The 16,634-nt window shown below is 72.0% G+C and carries 13 protein-coding genes; 4 read left to right on the top strand and 9 right to left on the bottom strand.

What is annotated here, in order from left to right; all coding sequences use genetic code 11:
• Nucleotides 1-69: 69 nt before the first annotated feature.
• The 3 genes from ACFYQ6_RS18735 to ACFYQ6_RS18745 all read right to left on the bottom strand — a co-directional run bounded on the left by ACFYQ6_RS18735 (nt 70) and on the right by ACFYQ6_RS18745 (nt 5,373).
• Nucleotides 70-948 carry a glycosyltransferase family 2 protein gene (locus tag ACFYQ6_RS18735; RefSeq protein WP_361578920.1) on the bottom strand — a complete coding sequence of 293 codons (879 nt, stop codon included), beginning with the start codon at nt 946-948 and terminating at the stop codon, nt 70-72.
• Between the two features lie 236 nt (nt 949-1,184).
• Nucleotides 1,185-3,488, bottom strand: a complete 2,304-nt coding sequence (locus ACFYQ6_RS18740) for an esterase-like activity of phytase family protein (protein ID WP_388763856.1) — start codon at nt 3,486-3,488, stop codon at nt 1,185-1,187.
• 523 nt (nt 3,489-4,011) lie between these two features.
• Complete coding sequence (locus ACFYQ6_RS18745; protein ID WP_388763858.1) at nt 4,012-5,373, bottom strand: SGNH/GDSL hydrolase family protein; 1,362 nt, start codon at nt 5,371-5,373, stop codon at nt 4,012-4,014.
• Nucleotides 5,374-5,942: 569 nt separating this feature from the next.
• Here ACFYQ6_RS18745 and ACFYQ6_RS18750 point away from each other — a divergent pair.
• Nucleotides 5,943-7,601: an ABC-F family ATP-binding cassette domain-containing protein gene (locus ACFYQ6_RS18750; protein ID WP_388763860.1), complete on the top strand. Its 1,659-nt coding sequence runs from the start codon at nt 5,943-5,945 to the stop codon at nt 7,599-7,601.
• A 120-nt stretch (nt 7,602-7,721) separates the two neighbouring features.
• Nucleotides 7,722-8,411 (top strand): class E sortase, encoded by a 690-nt coding sequence (locus ACFYQ6_RS18755; protein ID WP_361578932.1) that lies wholly within the window; start codon nt 7,722-7,724, stop codon nt 8,409-8,411.
• A gap of 61 nt (nt 8,412-8,472) precedes the next feature.
• Here the strand turns inward: ACFYQ6_RS18755 and ACFYQ6_RS18760 are convergent, their stop codons facing one another.
• Both ACFYQ6_RS18760 and ACFYQ6_RS18765 read right to left on the bottom strand, forming a co-directional pair.
• Nucleotides 8,473-10,902 (bottom strand): glycosyl hydrolase family 65 protein, encoded by a 2,430-nt coding sequence (locus ACFYQ6_RS18760; protein WP_361578935.1) that lies wholly within the window; start codon nt 10,900-10,902, stop codon nt 8,473-8,475.
• Nucleotides 10,902-11,663 carry an HAD-IA family hydrolase gene (locus ACFYQ6_RS18765; protein WP_361578938.1) on the bottom strand — a complete coding sequence of 254 codons (762 nt, stop codon included), beginning with the start codon at nt 11,661-11,663 and terminating at the stop codon, nt 10,902-10,904. The genes ACFYQ6_RS18760 and ACFYQ6_RS18765 overlap by 1 nt, the downstream gene beginning before the upstream one ends.
• 165 nt (nt 11,664-11,828) lie before the next feature.
• On the opposite strand from ACFYQ6_RS18765, the gene ACFYQ6_RS18770 reads away from it, so the two are divergent.
• Nucleotides 11,829-12,047 carry a hypothetical protein gene (locus ACFYQ6_RS18770; RefSeq protein WP_388763863.1) on the top strand — a complete coding sequence of 73 codons (219 nt, stop codon included), beginning with the start codon at nt 11,829-11,831 and terminating at the stop codon, nt 12,045-12,047.
• Nucleotides 12,048-12,286: 239 nt separating this feature from the next.
• Here the strand turns inward: ACFYQ6_RS18770 and ACFYQ6_RS18775 are convergent, their stop codons facing one another.
• From ACFYQ6_RS18775 to ACFYQ6_RS18785, 3 genes are all read right to left on the bottom strand, one after another.
• Nucleotides 12,287-13,123 carry a transglycosylase family protein gene (locus ACFYQ6_RS18775; RefSeq protein WP_361578944.1) on the bottom strand — a complete coding sequence of 279 codons (837 nt, stop codon included), beginning with the start codon at nt 13,121-13,123 and terminating at the stop codon, nt 12,287-12,289.
• 171 nt (nt 13,124-13,294) lie between these two features.
• Nucleotides 13,295-14,044: an N-acetylmuramoyl-L-alanine amidase gene (locus tag ACFYQ6_RS18780; RefSeq protein WP_361578947.1), complete on the bottom strand. Its 750-nt coding sequence runs from the start codon at nt 14,042-14,044 to the stop codon at nt 13,295-13,297.
• Between the two features lie 138 nt (nt 14,045-14,182).
• On the bottom strand, nt 14,183-14,827 hold the full coding sequence (locus tag ACFYQ6_RS18785; protein WP_361578950.1) for a ScbR family autoregulator-binding transcription factor: 645 nt from the start codon (nt 14,825-14,827) through the stop codon (nt 14,183-14,185).
• A gap of 104 nt (nt 14,828-14,931) precedes the next feature.
• Between ACFYQ6_RS18785 and ACFYQ6_RS18790 the strand changes: the two genes are divergently transcribed.
• Nucleotides 14,932-15,843, top strand: a complete 912-nt coding sequence (locus ACFYQ6_RS18790; protein WP_388763865.1) for a ScbA/BarX family gamma-butyrolactone biosynthesis protein — start codon at nt 14,932-14,934, stop codon at nt 15,841-15,843.
• A gap of 24 nt (nt 15,844-15,867) precedes the next feature.
• Here the strand turns inward: ACFYQ6_RS18790 and ACFYQ6_RS18795 are convergent, their stop codons facing one another.
• Entirely contained in the window at nt 15,868-16,632 is a 765-nt protein-coding gene (locus ACFYQ6_RS18795) for a glucose 1-dehydrogenase (RefSeq protein ID WP_361578955.1), read from the bottom strand.
• Between the last annotated feature and the right edge of the window lie 2 nt (nt 16,633-16,634).

The raw sequence follows: 16,634 nt of genomic DNA on the forward strand, positions 1-16,634 counted from the left end.
TGAGCGGCGGGCGTCCGAGCCGGGCCGTGCGCCAGGCCGTGGACCTACCTCCGCGGGTCCGGCAGGCGCCTAGATGACCGGCGGGCGTCCGAGCCGGGTCATCCGCCACGCCGTGGACCAGCGCATGGGCCGCCTCACGCCGCACGGCCGTCGCACGCCCTCGACGAAGCCGCCGGACCAGGCCCGGAGTCCCGGAAGCGATCTCGTGCGGGCGACGGTGAGGAGGGTCCACACGCCGAGGTAGAGGGGGACGAGCAGGGCAGGGAGGTTGCGCTTGGCCAGCCACACCCGGTTGCGGGCCGTCATCCGGTAGTAGACGGCGTGGCGGGCCGGGCTGGTCCTCGGGTGCTGGAGCAGCAGTTCCGGTTCGTAGAGCACCGTCCATCCCGCGTCGAGCGCACGCCAGGCGAGGTCGGTCTCCTCGTGGGTGAAGAAGAAGTCCTCGGGCCAGCCGCCGGTCTCGTCGAGCATGCGCATGGAGAGGCCGTGGCCGCCGCCGAGAAAGGTCGTCACCTCGCCCCGGCGCATCGGGTCCTTCGCGCCCAGTCGGGGTACGTGCCGGCGCTGGGTCTCGCCCGTCTCGTCGGCGATGCGGAAAGAGACGATGCCCAGCTTCGGGTCGGCCGCGTACAGGTCGGCGAGTCGGCGGAACACGTCGGTGTCGACGAGCAGTCCGTCGTCGTCCAGGTCCACCAGGACGTCGACGTCACCGGACGAGCGGAGCATCTCGATGGCCACGTTCCGGCCGCCCGACACCCCCCGGTTCTCCGGCAGCTCGACCCCGGTCACGCCTTCCGGCAGTTCGGGGAGCGATCCTCGGCCGTTGCCGACCACGACGACGCGGGCGGCCGGCTCGTCCTGTGCGGCCACAGAATCGAGCAGCGCCCGCAGCTCGGCGGGCCGCGTCCCCATCGTCAGCACCGCCACACCCACACGCGGTCGCGCCACAGCCCACTCCGTCCCACCGCTCGGCAACACCCGGAGCCCGGATGCTAGCGGCTGGACGGCCCCGGCCATCAACCCGGTGGGTGTCCCCACCTCGGTCTTCGTTCACCTGGCGCTCAGTCGGACTTCCTCGGTGCTGCGTCGGCCGGGCGCCCGCTCCCGCACAGCACTACGGCCGCCGGCTGGGTGCCGGCGGCCGTTGCGTGCTGTCGTGCGTATGGGCGCGCACTGCGGTGGAATCAGTCGCGACCGAAGATCTTCCTGCCGGAACCGAGGCGCAGGAAGGCCGTCTCGCCGGTGGCGTCGTCCACGCCGTCGTTGTCGGTCACGGCGTAGAGCTGACCGTCGCCGCCCACGGTCAGTCCTTCCAGCTTCTCCTGCGTCCAGCCGTTCGTGGCCCGCAGGTCGGGCAGTACGTCGTGCGCGAGCTTCTTGGGCAGGACCCGCAGCTCGCCGGCGGGGGCGGCGGACTTCGGGAGGCCGACCGTGTACACCCGCTTGATCCTGGCGGACGGGCCGTTCAGCTTGTCCCGCTCGATCACGGCCAGCTTGTCACCGACGACGGTGATCTCGGAGAGGCCGATCCAGTCGCCCGGGGTGTCGGTGGTGCCGATCCGGTAGCCGTACCAACTCCAGGTGCCCGTCGCCACGTCGTACCGGCCGAGCCGGACGAGACCGGCCGGGTCACCCTTGACCTCACGCTGCAGCGTGGCCCAGACCACCTCGTGACCCTTGCGGTCGGTGGTGGCCGTGACCCCTTCGAAGCCTTGCTTCGTCAGCCCCGCTGCGATGTCCGCCGGGAGCGGGACGACCTGCCGGGTCACGCCGTCGCGGTCGAGCCTGACCAGCTTGTTGCCGTCGCCGGTGGCGCCTTCCACGGCGAGCCAGAAACCGCCCTGGGGCCGGGCGAAGATGCCTTCGGCGTCGTAGCCGGCCGGCCGGCCCTCGGCGTCCTCGACGGTGAGCGCCCGGGTGATGACCGCCGGCCGGCGCGAGGTGTCGACGGTCAGGATCCGCGTGTCGGAGTACGCCGCGTCCGTGACGCTGTACAGCTGGTCCGGCCTGCCGGGGGCGGCGGACAGCGCACCCAGCGCGCCCCAGCCGATCGGTGCGCCGGTGGGGTCCGGGGCGGAGACGACGCCGGGGGTGGCGGGGGTGCCCGTGCCCAGCCGGAAGAGGCTCACCGAGGCCCGTACGTTCACCGAGGCGTCGTCCTCCTCGCTGGAGACCGCGAGCAGATCGCGTGACGGGATCGGCAGCAGGCCCTCGGGGCCGTTGGAGGTGGGCAGCACCTGCCGGAGGACGGGGGCCGTCGGCCGGGTCAGGTCGTAGACGGCGACGAAGTTGCTGCGTTCCGAGCCGACGAAGGCGTAGCGCACCCCGCGGTAGGTGGCGACCACGACGCCCTCCGGCTCGGTGCCCTTCTTGCCTGCGCGGTCCTCGTTGTGGAGGCCGTACCGGACGGCGAGCCGCTCGAAGCTGTTGCCCGCGTCCCAGGCGACCTTGCCCGTACGGCTGTCGAAGACGGACCAGCCGCGGGTGCCGCCCTTCCAGTCGCCCTCGTTGGCCGTCGCGAGGTAGCGGTCGTCGATCCAGCTGACGGCGTCGGGCTCGCGGGGCACGCCGGTGATCGAACCGGTCTGGTCGATCACGCCGTCCTTGACCGTGTCGATGCCGTCCACCGTGGCCGTACCGGCGCTGAACGCCTTGGTGACACGGCCCGTCGGCAGGTCCACCAGCGCGATGCCGTTGTTCTCCTGAAGGGTCACGGCGAGCTGGTCGCGGCCGTTGACGGAGACGTACTCCGGCTCCGGGTCGGCCGGAGCGGCGATCCCTGCGTCGGCCAGCACGGGCAGAGCGGTGCCGTCGGGCCGGGTCAGAGGTACGGCCCGGGTGCTCCAGGTCTGCGGGGAGCCGCCCTTCAGGTCGACGATCTGCACGAATCCGGCAGGAGCCTGGGGGAGGTCGCCCTCCTCGCCTCCGGGCGGGGTCGCCTCCTCGTCGCGCTCGTTCTCGATCGCGACGGCGGCGTACCGCTTGTCCTCGGTGACGGTGACGGAGTCCGGCTGGCCACCCAGGTCGAAGCTGCTGACCCGCTTGCGGTCGCGCAGCGAGATGACGTCGAGGCGTCCGGACGGGTCCGAGTAGCCGGCGCTTGTGTTCACCACGACCAGGACGTACCGGCCGACCACGGCCACGGAGGTCGGCTCGTCCTCGGCGTCGCCGAGTTCGGCCAGCGACAGCGTGCCGAGGCCGCGCGGCTTCCCGGGCTCACTGATGTCGAGGAATCCGATGCGGCGCGCGAGGGCGTCCGTGTAGACCAGGGTCCGGCCGTCCTCACTGGCCGCCGAGATCTCGGCGACGGTCGGGGAGGCGGGGTCCTCGCCGGCGGGCCGGTTCTGGAAGACCGGGTAGGTGGCCGTGCGGTCGAAGGCGACCGGCCACCGCGGCGTCTGGTGCGCGCTCGCCGTACCCGTACCGGCCAGCAGGCCCGCGGCGACAGCGACGGCTGCCAGCGCGGCGTGGGTTCTCTTCGGGGGCATCGATTCTCCGTTGCACGACAGTGGCACGACAGTGTCGGAGCGAGATGGTCCCACCTGTGGGCGAGCGGGAAGCGGCGCCCGGGTGAACAGCCGTCCAACCACCGGTTCCGCCCCCGGTCGCCATCCGTTCCGCCCCGTTGTGGAGCGGCGGTCGGGGGGCCCGTCCCGCGCACGAGGAAGCCCCAGGCCTGGTGGATCGGCCTGGGGCTCGTGGTCCGTGGCGGGCGGCCAGGGGTGTGCCGGGCTTGTGGCGTGCCGCGGCGGGCGCCCGTTCGCGGGTGTGCTGGGTGGGCTGCGGGTCGAGGAGAGGATCGGAGATCGGGGTCGGGGTCGGGGCCTGGGCCGGGTCTCAGGGGTGGGCGCAGCAGACGTTCGCGAGGTACGGAGTGCCGCGGTGCCCGGATTCCACCCTCGGCCACGGAGATGAACGGCACCTGAAGAACTGCTTTGTACCGGCTGTGGGAACCCGCCCCGACCGGCCTCCTGCCGTCCGTCCGGGATTCCGCCTCCCCGGCCGCCGGCCTCAGCGGAGCAGCCGCAGCGGGACGGCTCGGGCCATCGCCTCGGCCCCCTCGTCGTCGGGGTGGAGGTGGTCGCCGCTGTCGTAGGCCGCGAGGAGGCGCTGCGGGTCGGCGGGGTCGCGCAGCGCCTTGTCGAAGTCGATCACCGCGTCGTACTCCCCGCTCGTGCGGATCCAGCGGTTGAGTGCCTGGCGGGCCGCCTCGTTCTCCGGGGTGTAGAAGCCGAGGGTGTCGTCCTTGAACGGCAGGATCGTCCCGCCGTACGCCTTCAGGCCCAGGTCGTGCGCGCGGGCGATGATCTGGCGGTGTGCCTCGACGAGGTCCGCGGCCGTGACCCGCTCCGATTCCGGGGCCACGGTGCCGGGGTGGCCGAGGTCGTTGACACCGAGCAGCACGATCAGGTGCTCGGCGCCCGGCTGGGAGGCGACGTCGCGGTCGAAGCGGCGCAGGGCGCTCTGGCCGAAGTACGCGGCGAAGTTCTCGGCGTCGGAACCGGCGGACGGGTTGGGGTCGTGCAGCAGGCGGTTGCCGCTGATGCCCTCGTTGAGCACGCCCACCGCGTTCGGGCCCTCGGCCGCACGCAGCCGGCCCGCGAGGAAGTCGGGCCAGCGGTGGTTGGCGCCGACATCGGTGTCGGATCCGTCGGTGATCGAGTCACCGAGCGTGACGACGGCCGAGGAGGGCCGGGCGGTACTCACGCTCACACCGGTGAGAAAGTACCAGCGGTCGAAGGTCGACGTCGGCTCGATGACGGTGTCGTCCGTGACGTTCCCGGCGGCCACGTGGTTGTGCTGGAGGGCGAAGGCGTGGAGCGTCGAGCCCGGAGTGGGCTCGGGAAGGTGGATGCTCACCACGAGGTCCGTACCGGCGGGCACCTTCAGGGCGACGGGGTCGCTGAGCAGCGGGGCGCCCGCGGGGACGCTCACGGAGGTGCGTCCGCCGAAGGTGAGCTGCCTGTCGGTACGCGGGTCGATGCGGGTGCCCGCTCCGCCACCGGCCGCGCGGGCCACGCGGGCCTCGCCGATGACCAGGGGCGCGCTGCCGAACTCGTTCGACAGCCGGATGCGGACCCGGTCCCCGCCGATGCTGGTGCGGACGGTCTGGCGAATCGTCTCGTCGTCGAACGCCGTGGTGTCCGACGCCGGAGTCGCGGTCGGCGTGGTGGCCCATGTCCCGGTCCACGCAGGGGCGCCGGCGCCCGGCTTCGGCGCGGGCTCGGACGAGGAGGCGGGAGCGTTCGCGGCGGCGAGGAGCAGTGCGCCGGTCAGCACGGCGACCAGCGGGCGGGCAGCCCGTCGTGCCCGTGAGCGGATACGTCGTACGGGGCCATGGCGTGCCGGAAGGTGCGCGGAGTTCGGTCTCATGGAGGTGCGGCTCCTGGGCTGGGAGACGGGACGAGGGTGTCGACGTGCCTGGGTCGCGCTCACGCGGTGCAACCGAAAGTTTCGGACTCTTCTTCGATCGAGCGAGCAGACGCTAGGGATTTCCGCGGACCCCCGTCAAGAGGGCCTGCCACCCACGCGCCGCTTCACACCCGCCCAACGCGCCGCTCCAGACCCGCCTGTGCGCCCGTACCCACCCCGCCCGTGCGCCCGTTCCCCACCCCGCCCGTGCGCCCGTTCCCCACCCGGCCTGTGCGCCCGTTCGCCACCCGCCCGAACCACTCGCGGTGTACAGTTTTGGAGTCCTGTTGTCTCCGATAGAGGTGGACGTTGCGCATCTGAGGTCCGCGATCATCGCGCGGTACGGCCCCTGCCGTAGCCCGTCACGCCCTGTCGGCTTTCCTGCCGCCCGTGACCCCGCGTGGATGCGACCTCGGTGCATGAACCGTCCCCCGTTCGCCGGAGGACCGCACCCCTTCTCCCTCGGCCGGTCGCCGCGTGGTGCTCGCACACGAAGCCCCTGTTCACATGCTTGCGACCGCGAGGATCACATGTCTCAGCCCACCACGCCCGCCGCTTCCCTCAGCTGCTCCGCCCTGGTCTTCCGCCACCCGGACGGCACGGAGGTCTTCGACGGGCTCTCCCTCAGCATCGGACGGGGCCGGACCGGCCTCGTCGGGACCAACGGCTCCGGCAAGTCCACCCTGCTGCGGCTGCTGGCCGGCCGGCTCCGGCCCGCCTCGGGGTCGGTGGCCGTCGAGGGGCGCCTCGCCTACCTGCCGCAGAACATCACCCTCGACACGGATCTGCGCGTGGAGGACGCCCTCGGCATCACCGAGCGGCGTGCGGCGCTGCGCGCGATCGAGGCCGGAGACGTCTCGGAGAAGCACTTCGAGACGGTCGGCGACGACTGGGACGTCGAGGAGCGGGCTCTCGCGACCCTGGGCGCGCTCGGCCTCGGCGATGTCGGACTCGACCGCACCGCCGGGGAGTTGTCCGGCGGTGAGACGGTGCTGCTGCGGCTTGCGGCGCTGCTGCTGGAACGCCCCGACGTAATTCTGCTCGACGAACCGACGAACAATCTCGACGTGTTCGCGCGCCGCCGTCTCTACGACGCCGTCGAGTCCTGGCGCTCCGGTGTGCTCGTCGTGGTCAGCCACGACCGTGACCTGCTGGAACGGGTCGACCGCATCGCCGATCTGCGTGCGGGAACGGTGAGTTGGTACGGCGGCGGCTGGTCGGACTACGAGGAGGCTCTGGCCACCCAGCAGGAGGCGGCCGGGCGCATGGTGCGGGCCGCCGAGTCCGACGTACGCCGCCAGAAGCGCGAGTTGGAGGAGGCCCAGACCAAGGTCGCCCGCAGGCAGCGCCACAACAAGAAGATGGACGCCCAGCGACGCGCGCCGAGGATCGTGGCGGGTGCGCACAAGCGGTCCTCCCAGGAGGCGGCCGGAAAGCTCCGCGGCCTGCACGAGGACCGTCTGCAGGAGGCACGCGAGCGGCTCGACACCGCCTCGGAGGCGATCCGCGACGACGCGGAGATCCGGGTGCGGCTCCCCGGGACCGCCGTACCCGCGGGCCGCACGGTCCTGACCCTGGAAGGGCTGCGGCCCCGCTTCGGCAGCCTGCGCGACGCGGGCCTCCACGTGCAGGGCCCCGAACGCATCGCGCTCATCGGCCGCAACGGCGCGGGCAAGACGACGCTGCTGCGCACCCTCACCGGGGAGCTGGCACCGGAGGCGGGCGAGGCCAGGACCTTCGTGCCGCTGCGCTTCCTGCCCCAGCGGCTGGACGTGCTGGACGACGAGCTGAGCATCGCGGCGAACGTCGCCCGCTTGGCGCCCGGGACCACGGACAACGAGATCCGCGCCCAGCTCGCGCGCTTCCTGTTCAAGGGGGCGCGCGCCGAGCAGCAGGCGGGCACGCTCTCGGGCGGCGAGCGGTTCCGCGCCACCCTCGCGGCGACGATGCTCGCCACCCCGGCACCGCAGTTGCTGATGCTGGACGAGCCGACCAACAACCTGGACCTGGCGAGCGTGCGGCAGCTGACGAGCGCGCTCGGTTCCTACGAGGGCGCGCTCGTGATCGCCGGCCACGACCTGCCCTTCCTGGAGTCGGTCGGGATCACCCGCTGGCTGCTCGTGGGGGAGGAACTCACCGACACGACCCTCGACGAGGTGCGTGAGCTGCTGGACCCGGGCGCGGCCTGACGACCGGTGGTGTACTGGAAGGTGCGGGCCGCTCCCGCCCCGCCTGCCAAGCCGGGCCGCTCCCACGGCCCTGCCAGCCAGACCTCCACCGGTCCCACCGGCTACCGATCCGGAAGCGCCATGCACGCTCGCCGTGTGATCCGCCGTCTCCCCCGCGCCTGCGCCACCGCCGCCGTCGTGGCCCTGGCCGCCGGCTGCTCGGCAGCGGCGGCGGCCGGGCCGCCCCCGGCCGCCGCCGTGCCGGCTCCGGTGACGGTGACGACGGCGGCCGTCACCCCGGCGGACCGGACCGACCCGCGCACCGTCACGGCGGAACTCGGCATCCCTTCGATCGGTGTCGCGGACCTGCCCGTGGTGCCGTACGAGGGCACGACCGACGACACGGCGGGGACCCGTGTGCAGGACCGCGGTGTGGCCGCCAGCCCGTACGGCGAGCACGGCGGCGTCGGCCCGGGCGAGGTCGGGAACTACCTGGTGACCGCCCATCGGCTCTCCGCCGGCGGCCCGCTCCGCGACCTGCCGTCGCTGGAGAAGGGTGACGAGGTCGTGGTCACGGAGGGTGGCACGGTGTACGAGTACCGGATCACCGGGACCCGGCAGACGTCGTTCCGCTCCGAGCGCTCGCTCGCCGAGCAGCGGGCCGAGGTCCCGGGCGAGCCCGGCGAGAAGCCGACGAAGGCCATGATCACCCTCTCCACCTGCGCGACCCCGGAGGACGACGCGGCCGGGAACTTCTGGCGCGACGCGCACCACAATCCGGAACACCGCATCGACAAGATCGGCGTCCTGGTCTCCTCGCGGCCCTCGTGATCCGCGCGCCCGTCCGCGCCGGGACCCGTACGGCGAACGGGCCCGGGCCGCCGTCATGCGGTCACGCGCCGCCGGGCATGTCGGTCGGCAACTCCAGCCAGCGCGCCGTCCCCGGCTGGACCACGTACGAACTGCCGTCGAGCCGCACCCGGACCCCCGGCCGTTCCGAGTCCGGTACGGCGATGCGGAGGCGCTCGGCGCGCAACCGCAGGTCCACGTCCCAGTGCCGGCGGAAGCGGAGCCGCATGCGGAACTTCGAGAGCTGCGGCAGCGTGGCCGGGGCTAGCCACAGGGCGTCGTCGCGGGTCTCCAGTCCGGTCATCCCGCGCTGCACGAAGTCGAGGGTGCCGGCCATCGCGCCCAGGTGGATGCCCTCCTCCGTCGTACCGCCCTGGATGTCGGCGACGTCGCCGATCAGCGCCTCCTCGCAGTACACCCAGGCGTCGTCGCGGTGCACCCGGGCCAGCACCCAGGCGTGGACGAGGGAGCTGAGGGTGGAGCCGTGGCTCGTGCGCTTCACGTAGTAGTCGACGGTGGCACGCCAGGTCTCGTCGTCGAGTTCGTGTCCGAGCCTCCGGAACAGCGAGGCGAGTTCCCTGGGTGAGAAGAGGTAGCCCAGCATCAGCACATCGGCCTGCTTGGACGCCTGGTAGCGGTTGACGGTGTCCCCCTCGGCCTCCAGGATCCGGTCCAGGCGCCGGATGTTGCCGTACCGCTCCCCGTAGCCCTCCCAGTCCAGCTCGGCCAGGTCCCCGTAGCCGGCGAACTGGCTGATGACGCCCCGGTGACGGGGCACGTACAACCGCCGCGAGATGTCGTCCCAGCGGTCCAGCTCCGCCGGGTCGAGCCGGATCAGGTCGAGGAGCTGACGGCAGCGGCTCGGCGGCAGCGAGCGGCAGAGTTCGCCCGCCCGTGCCAGCACCCAGGCCGCCGTCACGTTCGTGTACGTGTTGTCGTCGAGCCCCGCCGCGTCGGAGTCCGGATAGGCGTCGTGATACTCGTCCGGCCCGACGACCCCCCGGATGCGGTACCGCCCGAGGCCGTCGTCCCAGGTGGCGCTCTCCGCCCAGAAACGGGCGATCTGCATCATCATCTCGGCGCCCTTGGAGTAGAGGTACTCCGTGTCACCGGTGGCCTGGCAGTACTGCCACACGTTGTACGCGACCGCCGAGCCGACGTGGTGCTGCAGCCGCGAGCGGTCGGGCAGCCAGCGCCCCGAGCGCGGGTTGAGGTGGACCTCCTGGGTCTCCTCGCGCCCCTCGTCGGCGCTCTGCCACGGATACATCGCGCCCTTGCGGCCCACGGCGCGCGCGGCGGCGCAGGCCGCGGGGAGCCGCCGGTGGCGGTAGTCGAGCAGGCCCCGGGAGATCTCGGGGAGATGCAGATTCAGGAAGGGCAGGACGAACAGCTCGTCCCAGAACACGTGCCCCCGGTACGCCTCCCCGTGCAGTCCTCTGGCGGGCACCCCGACATCGAGTCCGGCGGTGTGCGGGGAGAGCGTCTGGAGCACGTGGAAGAGGTGCAGCCGCAGGATGCGCCCGGACTCACCCGGCACCTCCAGCTTGACCTGCTGCCACAGGTCCGCCCAGGCCCTGCGGTGCGAGGTCAGCAGCCGGGAGTACGCCGGAGCCGCGTCGACCGCGGACACGGCGGCCCGCAGCGGGCTGCCGATCGCCGGGTCCCGTGAGGTGTAGAGGGCCACCGTCTTGTCGACGACGGCATCCGCGCCCGGTGCCAGCGGCAGCATCATCGTCTGGTGGACCGCGCGCGGCTCCTGCCGGGGCTCGGCCCGGTGCTCGCCGTCGCGTTCCGGGCCGCAGGAGGCCAGGGTGCGGGCGGCCAGCGCGATGCCGATGTCCGACTCCACGGTGCGGCAGCGCAGCCACACCGCGGACTCCGCTTCCGTGCCGGTCTCCCAGCCGGTGAGGTGCCGGTCGGCCAGCTCCCGGTAGCGCGCGACCCCGGTGTTGCGGACATCGCCGTCGATCCCGGCCTCCACCTCCAGCTCCCCCGACCAGCCCTCGGCGGAGAACGTCGTGTGGAGCGCGGCGAGATGGGGGTCGCCCATGTGCACCAGCCGCTCCTGCTCGACGGTCAGCCTGCGGCCGTGCCGGTCCGCGTAGACCGAGCGACGGGTCAGCGTGCCGCCGCGCAGGTCGAGGAACTGGCCGTGCTCCACGAGGTACGCGTGGTCGGGGGCCAGCCACGGGCCGGGTCGGGTTCCCGCCGGGTGGATGCGGTAGCGCAGGGGCAGCCAGTTGGGGAGGTTGACCAGGTCCTCGTTCTCGACCTGGCGCCCCTGCACGGACGACGTGAGCCGGTTGTAGCAGCCCGCCACGTACGTGCCCGGGTAGTGGACGTCGCCCGAGGCTGTCTCGGGCGCGGCTCCCCTGGTGGCGAAGTAGCCGTTGCCGAGGGTGCACAGGGCCTCGCGCAGCCGCTCCTTCTCCGGGTCGTACCCCTCGTACGACCACACCCAGCCCCGTGCCATCAGTTCGCCCCACTGATCAGCAGGTCTCCCGGATCGGACACCACCAGGTCCGCGCCGTGCCGGCGGAGGGCGGCGGCGCCGTCGGCGGTGTCGGTCCGGTCCACCCCGACGACCAGGCCGAAGCCTCCGCGGCGGCCCGCCTCCACACCGGCCAGCGCGTCCTCGACGACCGCGGTGTCACCCGGGGGGACCCCCAGACGCCGTGCCGCCTCGGTGAACAGGGCGGGATCGGGTTTGCCCGGCAGGTCCAGGCGGCGCGCCTCGTTGCCGTCGACCACGGCGGTGAACAGGTCCAGGAGGCCGGCTCCGGAGAGCAGCTCGGTCGCGTGCCGGGAGGCGGACGCCGCCGCGAACGGCACCCTCGCGTCGCGCAGCACGTGCAGGAGACGGACCGTGCCGGGCCAGACGGCGATCGGGGCGGTGCGCATGCTCCGGGTGAACGCCTGGTCCTTGCGCGCGGCGACGGACCACACGGTCCCGGTGCCTGGGGGGTCGTCGGGGCTGCCTTCGGGCAGATCGATCCCGCGGGCCGCGAGGAAGGCCGCCGCACCGTCCTTGCGTGCTTTGCCGTCGACGTAGCGCCGGTAGTCGTCCGCCTCGTCGAAGGGCTGCTGTCCCTCGTGCACGGCCAGGCAGGCGTCGAACGCCTCCTTCCAGGCCGCGGCGTGTGCCGGAGCGGAGTCGGTGATCACTCCGTCCGTGTCGAAGACCACCGCGTGCACGGAGAGCAGGACTGCGGCCGGTGACGGTGCGCGTGCCATGACCGGGTGGTCCCTTCGTCGAGGCGTCCCCCGTTCCATGGCACCAGGTTCCGGGCGTCACCGCTTCCTGTGGCTCCGGCAGGCGCTCCTCGTGCCTCACCGAGTCGCGTGGGGTAAAAAGTCTGGAAAGTTTCGCTTTGTTCCCCTGAGGGCTACCGTGAAGGCATGGCCAGTACCGAGCGTCAGACCGATCGGCAGGCTGAATACGCATGTCCGGCCTGCAAGAAACCCGTCGAGACCGTGCTCGCGCGGCACAAGACCCTTGGCATCTTCGTCCCGCACTGGGGACCGGGCCCCTGCCACAATCCCGCGTGCCACAGGTACACGGAAAGCCCCGGGGCGCAGAGCGGTCACATCGAGGACTCGGGCGCCGTCGGACGCTGAGACCCACCGCGAGCCGGACCCGCGCGCGCTTCGTGCCCTTGCCGCGCACCGCGTGTCCTTGATCCGCGCCGCCTCGTACGGCCGGGGCGTGTCCGCCCGCCGGGCCTTCGAGGAGATGGTCTGCCGTCCGCACCATCGATGTCTCCTTGCGTGGGGTGCCGTTCACCGGCGAAGCCGTCAGGACCTCGGGGAGCTCAGGCCCTGGGGAAGCCGGGCCCGAAGGTGGTGCCGGTGTGCGTTCAGGCGTTCAGGCGCAGGCGCTGACCGGGGAAGATGAGGTCCGGGCCACGGTCCAGGACCTCACGGTTCAGCTCGTACAGCGCGTGCCAGCCACCGGACACGTCGGCCCGCTCCGCGATCGTCGAGAGGCAGTCGCCGGACTCGACCACGTACGTCTCCTCGTCGGCGAGGTCCTCGGAGTGATGCTTCGCACTGCTGCTCCCGCTCGCGGAGCTGCTGCCGGAGGCGCTTCCGCTGCCGGAGCTGCCGTACGAGCTGCCGGAGGAACCGTCGGACGAACCGCTCGTGGTGCTGCCGGACGAGCCGCTGCCCGAACCGCCGGACGACTGCCGCTGCGGAGCTGCCTGCGCCGTGTCGTTCTGACCGGAACCGCCGGAGCCGTTCGACGAGGAGGTCGACGAGCCGTTCGCACCGAGACGTCCGCAGGTGGGCCAGGCGGAGAGTCCCTGGGAGCGGGCGACGCGCTCACCGACCGCGATCTGCTCGGACCGGGTGGCGAGGTCGGCGCGCGGTGCGTACTGCCCGCCGCCGTAGGCCTTCCAGGTGGAGGGCGCGAACTGGAGCCCCCCGTGGTAGCCGTTGCCGGTGTTGATGTTCCAGCGGCCGTTGCTCTCGCACTCGGCGATGCGGTCCCAGTCGGTCCCGGCGACGAAGGCGGGCGCCGTGACGGTGGGGGCGGTCGCGGTGCGGGCGGTCACCGTGGGGGCGGCGACGGCCTGGGCGGGGACCTGTGCGGCCTCGGCGCTGCGGCCGGAGAGGCCCAGCACGCTCAGCAGTACGAGCAGAAGGGCGAGCACCGATTCGACGGGCCGCTGGGCGAGGGGTGATGCCGGCATGACGGTAGTCCTCCGCTGTGCTCCGAAAGGTGTGCAAGGGCACGAACAGATAAGCCGCCGATATGCTTTTAGCTTGGCTTTGACGCGTGCGACGCCCGCACTTTCACCCGGGTGGTGGGTCCGCCACGGTCCCGCCCCCGCCCCGCGCGCCGACGGGCGCGGGGTGCGCGCTCAACCGCTGCGCCGCGCCTGGGCTGCCGCCCTCAGCCGGACCATCTCCGCCCGGATGGCGGGGAGTTGAGTGTAGAGCGCCTCACCGGGGCAGTACGTCTGGAAGGTGTCCCGGTGGCCTGCGACGGCGTGGAGGTAGACCTCTTCGCCACGCTTGTAGAGACTCTCGTCGTTCGTGGAGACCATCCGCACGAAGCCCTCCGGGTCGATGTCCCGGCTGAGCTTCCACGCGCCCACCTTCGCGATCCCCTCGATGAGCGCCTTCGGCACCGGGACGCCGGGGTCGTAGGTGCCCAGGGCCGCGATCCCGACGCTGTGCGCGTTGAAGCCGGTGGCGTGGGCGCCGCGCACGGAGCGTCCGACGCCGCCCGCCCTGCCCTCGTAGATAGTCCCGCAGCGGTCGACGACGAAGTTGTAGCCGATGTCGTCCCACCCCTCGCCGCGGACGTGCGCCTCCTCCATCGCCCGGAGCATCTCGGGGGCGTCGGCGCAGTCGTAGCGGTTGGTGTGCCCGGTGTGGTGGACGAAGACCGCCCGCACCGTCCCGGTGTACACCGCGTCCTCCTTGACCAGACTCTCGTCCGCGTGCCAGGCCGCCCGGCTCACGATCGGGGGCCTCGGCGCCGCGGGAGGGGCCGCCGGCTTCGCGGTGGCGGGTGCGGGCGCGGCGAGCCGTACCGGCGCGTCCCGCAGGACCAGGAAGGCGAGCGGCACGACCATGGCACCCACGGCTGTTCGGCGAAGCCACATAGGCCCACCATGCGTGCTGACCAGCCATTTCGCAGATGCGCGCATCCGGACGGGTGAACACGGCGGTACTCCCCGCGCACCCGGCCGGATGCACACGGCGACGCCCCCGCGAACCTCCCCGGACCGTGGACCCGGAGGTCAGGAGACGGCGACCACCCGCTGCTGCTCGATGATGCGTGCCGCGCGGTGCGGGGACGTGTCGAGCCGGGCCAGCACGCCCGGGACCGCGTTGTTGGGGAGGATGAGCTCGAAGAGAGCGGAGATCTCGGAGACCAGGTCCAGCGGCTCGGCCATGGACTCGGTCACCAGCTGCACACCGGTCCACGCACCGACGACCAGCCTGGAGGTCGCTTCGGGATCGACGTGCGGAAGGAGCTCGCCGCGCTCCTTGGCCTCGGTGAGTATGTCGGTGCCGAGAGCGATCCAGTCCGGCCAGCGGGTACCGAAGAGCCCGCGCGCCCGGGGGTCGACGGAGAGCCGGATCGACGCGCTGAGCAGCGGTTCCCGTGGCAGCCGGTAGGCGAGCAGGAGGGCCATGTCCACCCATTCCTGCAGCTTGAAGGTCTGCGGGGTCACCCCGTCCAGGGTCACAGCCTCCTGGAGGACCCCACGGGCCAGCTCTTCCTTCGACGTGAAGTGGAAGTAGAGGGCGCCTCGCGTGAGACCCGCCCGGGCGAGGATCGCGGCGATGGTGGCGGCATCGTAACCGTGCTCGTCGAAGACCTCGGCAGCGGCTTGCAGAAAGATGCGGCGCGTGCGGATCGCCCGTTGCTGTCGTGCCAACTCGCGCCCCCCTTGAACGTGCATGACGCTACTTCAAAAAGTACCGGTGAACCGGTATCCTATCAGCGCTGCAACGACCATTTTGCGCCAGGTCCGGGGGGGCCGTGCCCGACATATCTCCCGTTCCGCACCCACCGCTCGCTGCGGTCGAGGGGCAGAACGGAATCCTCAAGGACCACGTCCACCTGCAACGTTCCGACATGGTTCTCCTCACGTCCTGGCAGCGCGTGGAAGATGGCGAGTTCTCGCTGCACGGGACCTGGCCGGCCCCAGCCGCCGGCCTCCCGTACGACCAGCGGATGCTCACCCAGACCGTCCGCCAGAGCGGCCTGACCATCGCGCACGCAGCCTACGGTGCGCCCCTGTCCGATCACACCGTTCTGAACTACTTCGACCTGACCGTTGCTCCGGGATTCGGGATACCGGCCGGCGCGCCCTGCGACATCAGCGTCGACGTCTCGGTCAAGCACGCCAAGGAGCGTGGCGGAAAAGTCAGTTCACTCGACATGGAGTTCCGCATCTTCCAGGGCGGCAGCATGGTGGCCCGCGCGGAATCCGAGTTCGGCTGGCTCTCCACGCGTGTCTACCGACGGCTTCGCGGCGAGCACTTCGTCATCGACTGGAACGCGTGGCCGCTGCCCGCTCCGGTCGATCCCCGCACCGTCCGCAGGACCGAACCCGCCGACGTGGTCCTGTCGGCCGGCGACAGGCCCCTTCGCTGGCAGTTGCGCAACGACATCGGCAACACCGTGCTGTACGACCACCCGGTCGATCACGTCCCTGGTCTCGCCCTCATAGAGGCGGCTCACCAGGCCGCGATCGCCGCCGTGTATCCCGCCACCCTCGAAGCGACCACCGTGAACTGCGCGTTCGAGATGTACACCGAGTTCGACCGCCCCTGCTGGATGGAGGCGGAGGTGCTGCCGGCCGCCCCAGGGGAGGCCTCCGTCCTGGTCACCGCGACGCAGGACGGAAAGACGGTCTTCCGGGGAAGGCTCAGCGGTCCCTGCGCCTGACGGCCCCGAACGGGCCGCAGCCGCTCACTGGTTGATGAAGCCGCCGTCCACCGGGAGAACCGTGCCCGTGAGGAACGGGCTGCGGTCGCTCAGCAACCAGGCGGCGGCGTTGGCGATCTCCTCCGGCTCGGCCGTACGCCCCTGCGGGGTCATGCTGTTGACCATCTCCTCCAGACCAGGGTTGCGCCCGAACCAGTCGGCCGTGATCTCGCTGCGCGTGGTGCCGGGCGCCACCGCGTTGACCCTGATGCCCTGTTGGGCGTACTCGTCCGCCGCGGCCCTGGTGAGCCCGACGACGGCGTGCTTGGCCGCTATGTAGGGTGCGGCGGCGGGTATGGCGACGAGTCCGCCCACGCTGCTGTTGTTCACGATCGCGCCGCCCGACGCGTTCGTCAGCATGGCCGCGATCTCGTGACGGAGGCAGTTCCACACGCCGCGCACATTGGTGTCCATGACGGCGTCGTAGACGTCGTCGCCCATCAGGTGCAGGGGAGTCCGGTCGCCGCCGAGCCCCGCGTTGTTGAAGGCCGCGTCCAGGCGCCCGTAGGTGTCGACCGCGAAGGCCACGGCCCGGGCGGCGTCCTCGGCAACCGTGACATCGCAGACGACATAGGAGGCTTGTGCCCCCTTCTGTGTCAACTCGTCCGCCAGCGAGGCCAGTCGGTCCTCCCTGCGTGCGGCCAGGACGACCGTCGCACCCTCCTGGGAGAACACTCGCGCCGCCGATGCGCCGATACCGCTGCTCGCCCCGGTGATCAGGACGACTTTGCCGTTCAGGAGATCGCTCATGG

It is taken from the genome of Streptomyces sp. NPDC005494, from assembly GCF_042872025.1.
GTDB lineage: Bacteria > Actinomycetota > Actinomycetes > Streptomycetales > Streptomycetaceae > Streptomyces.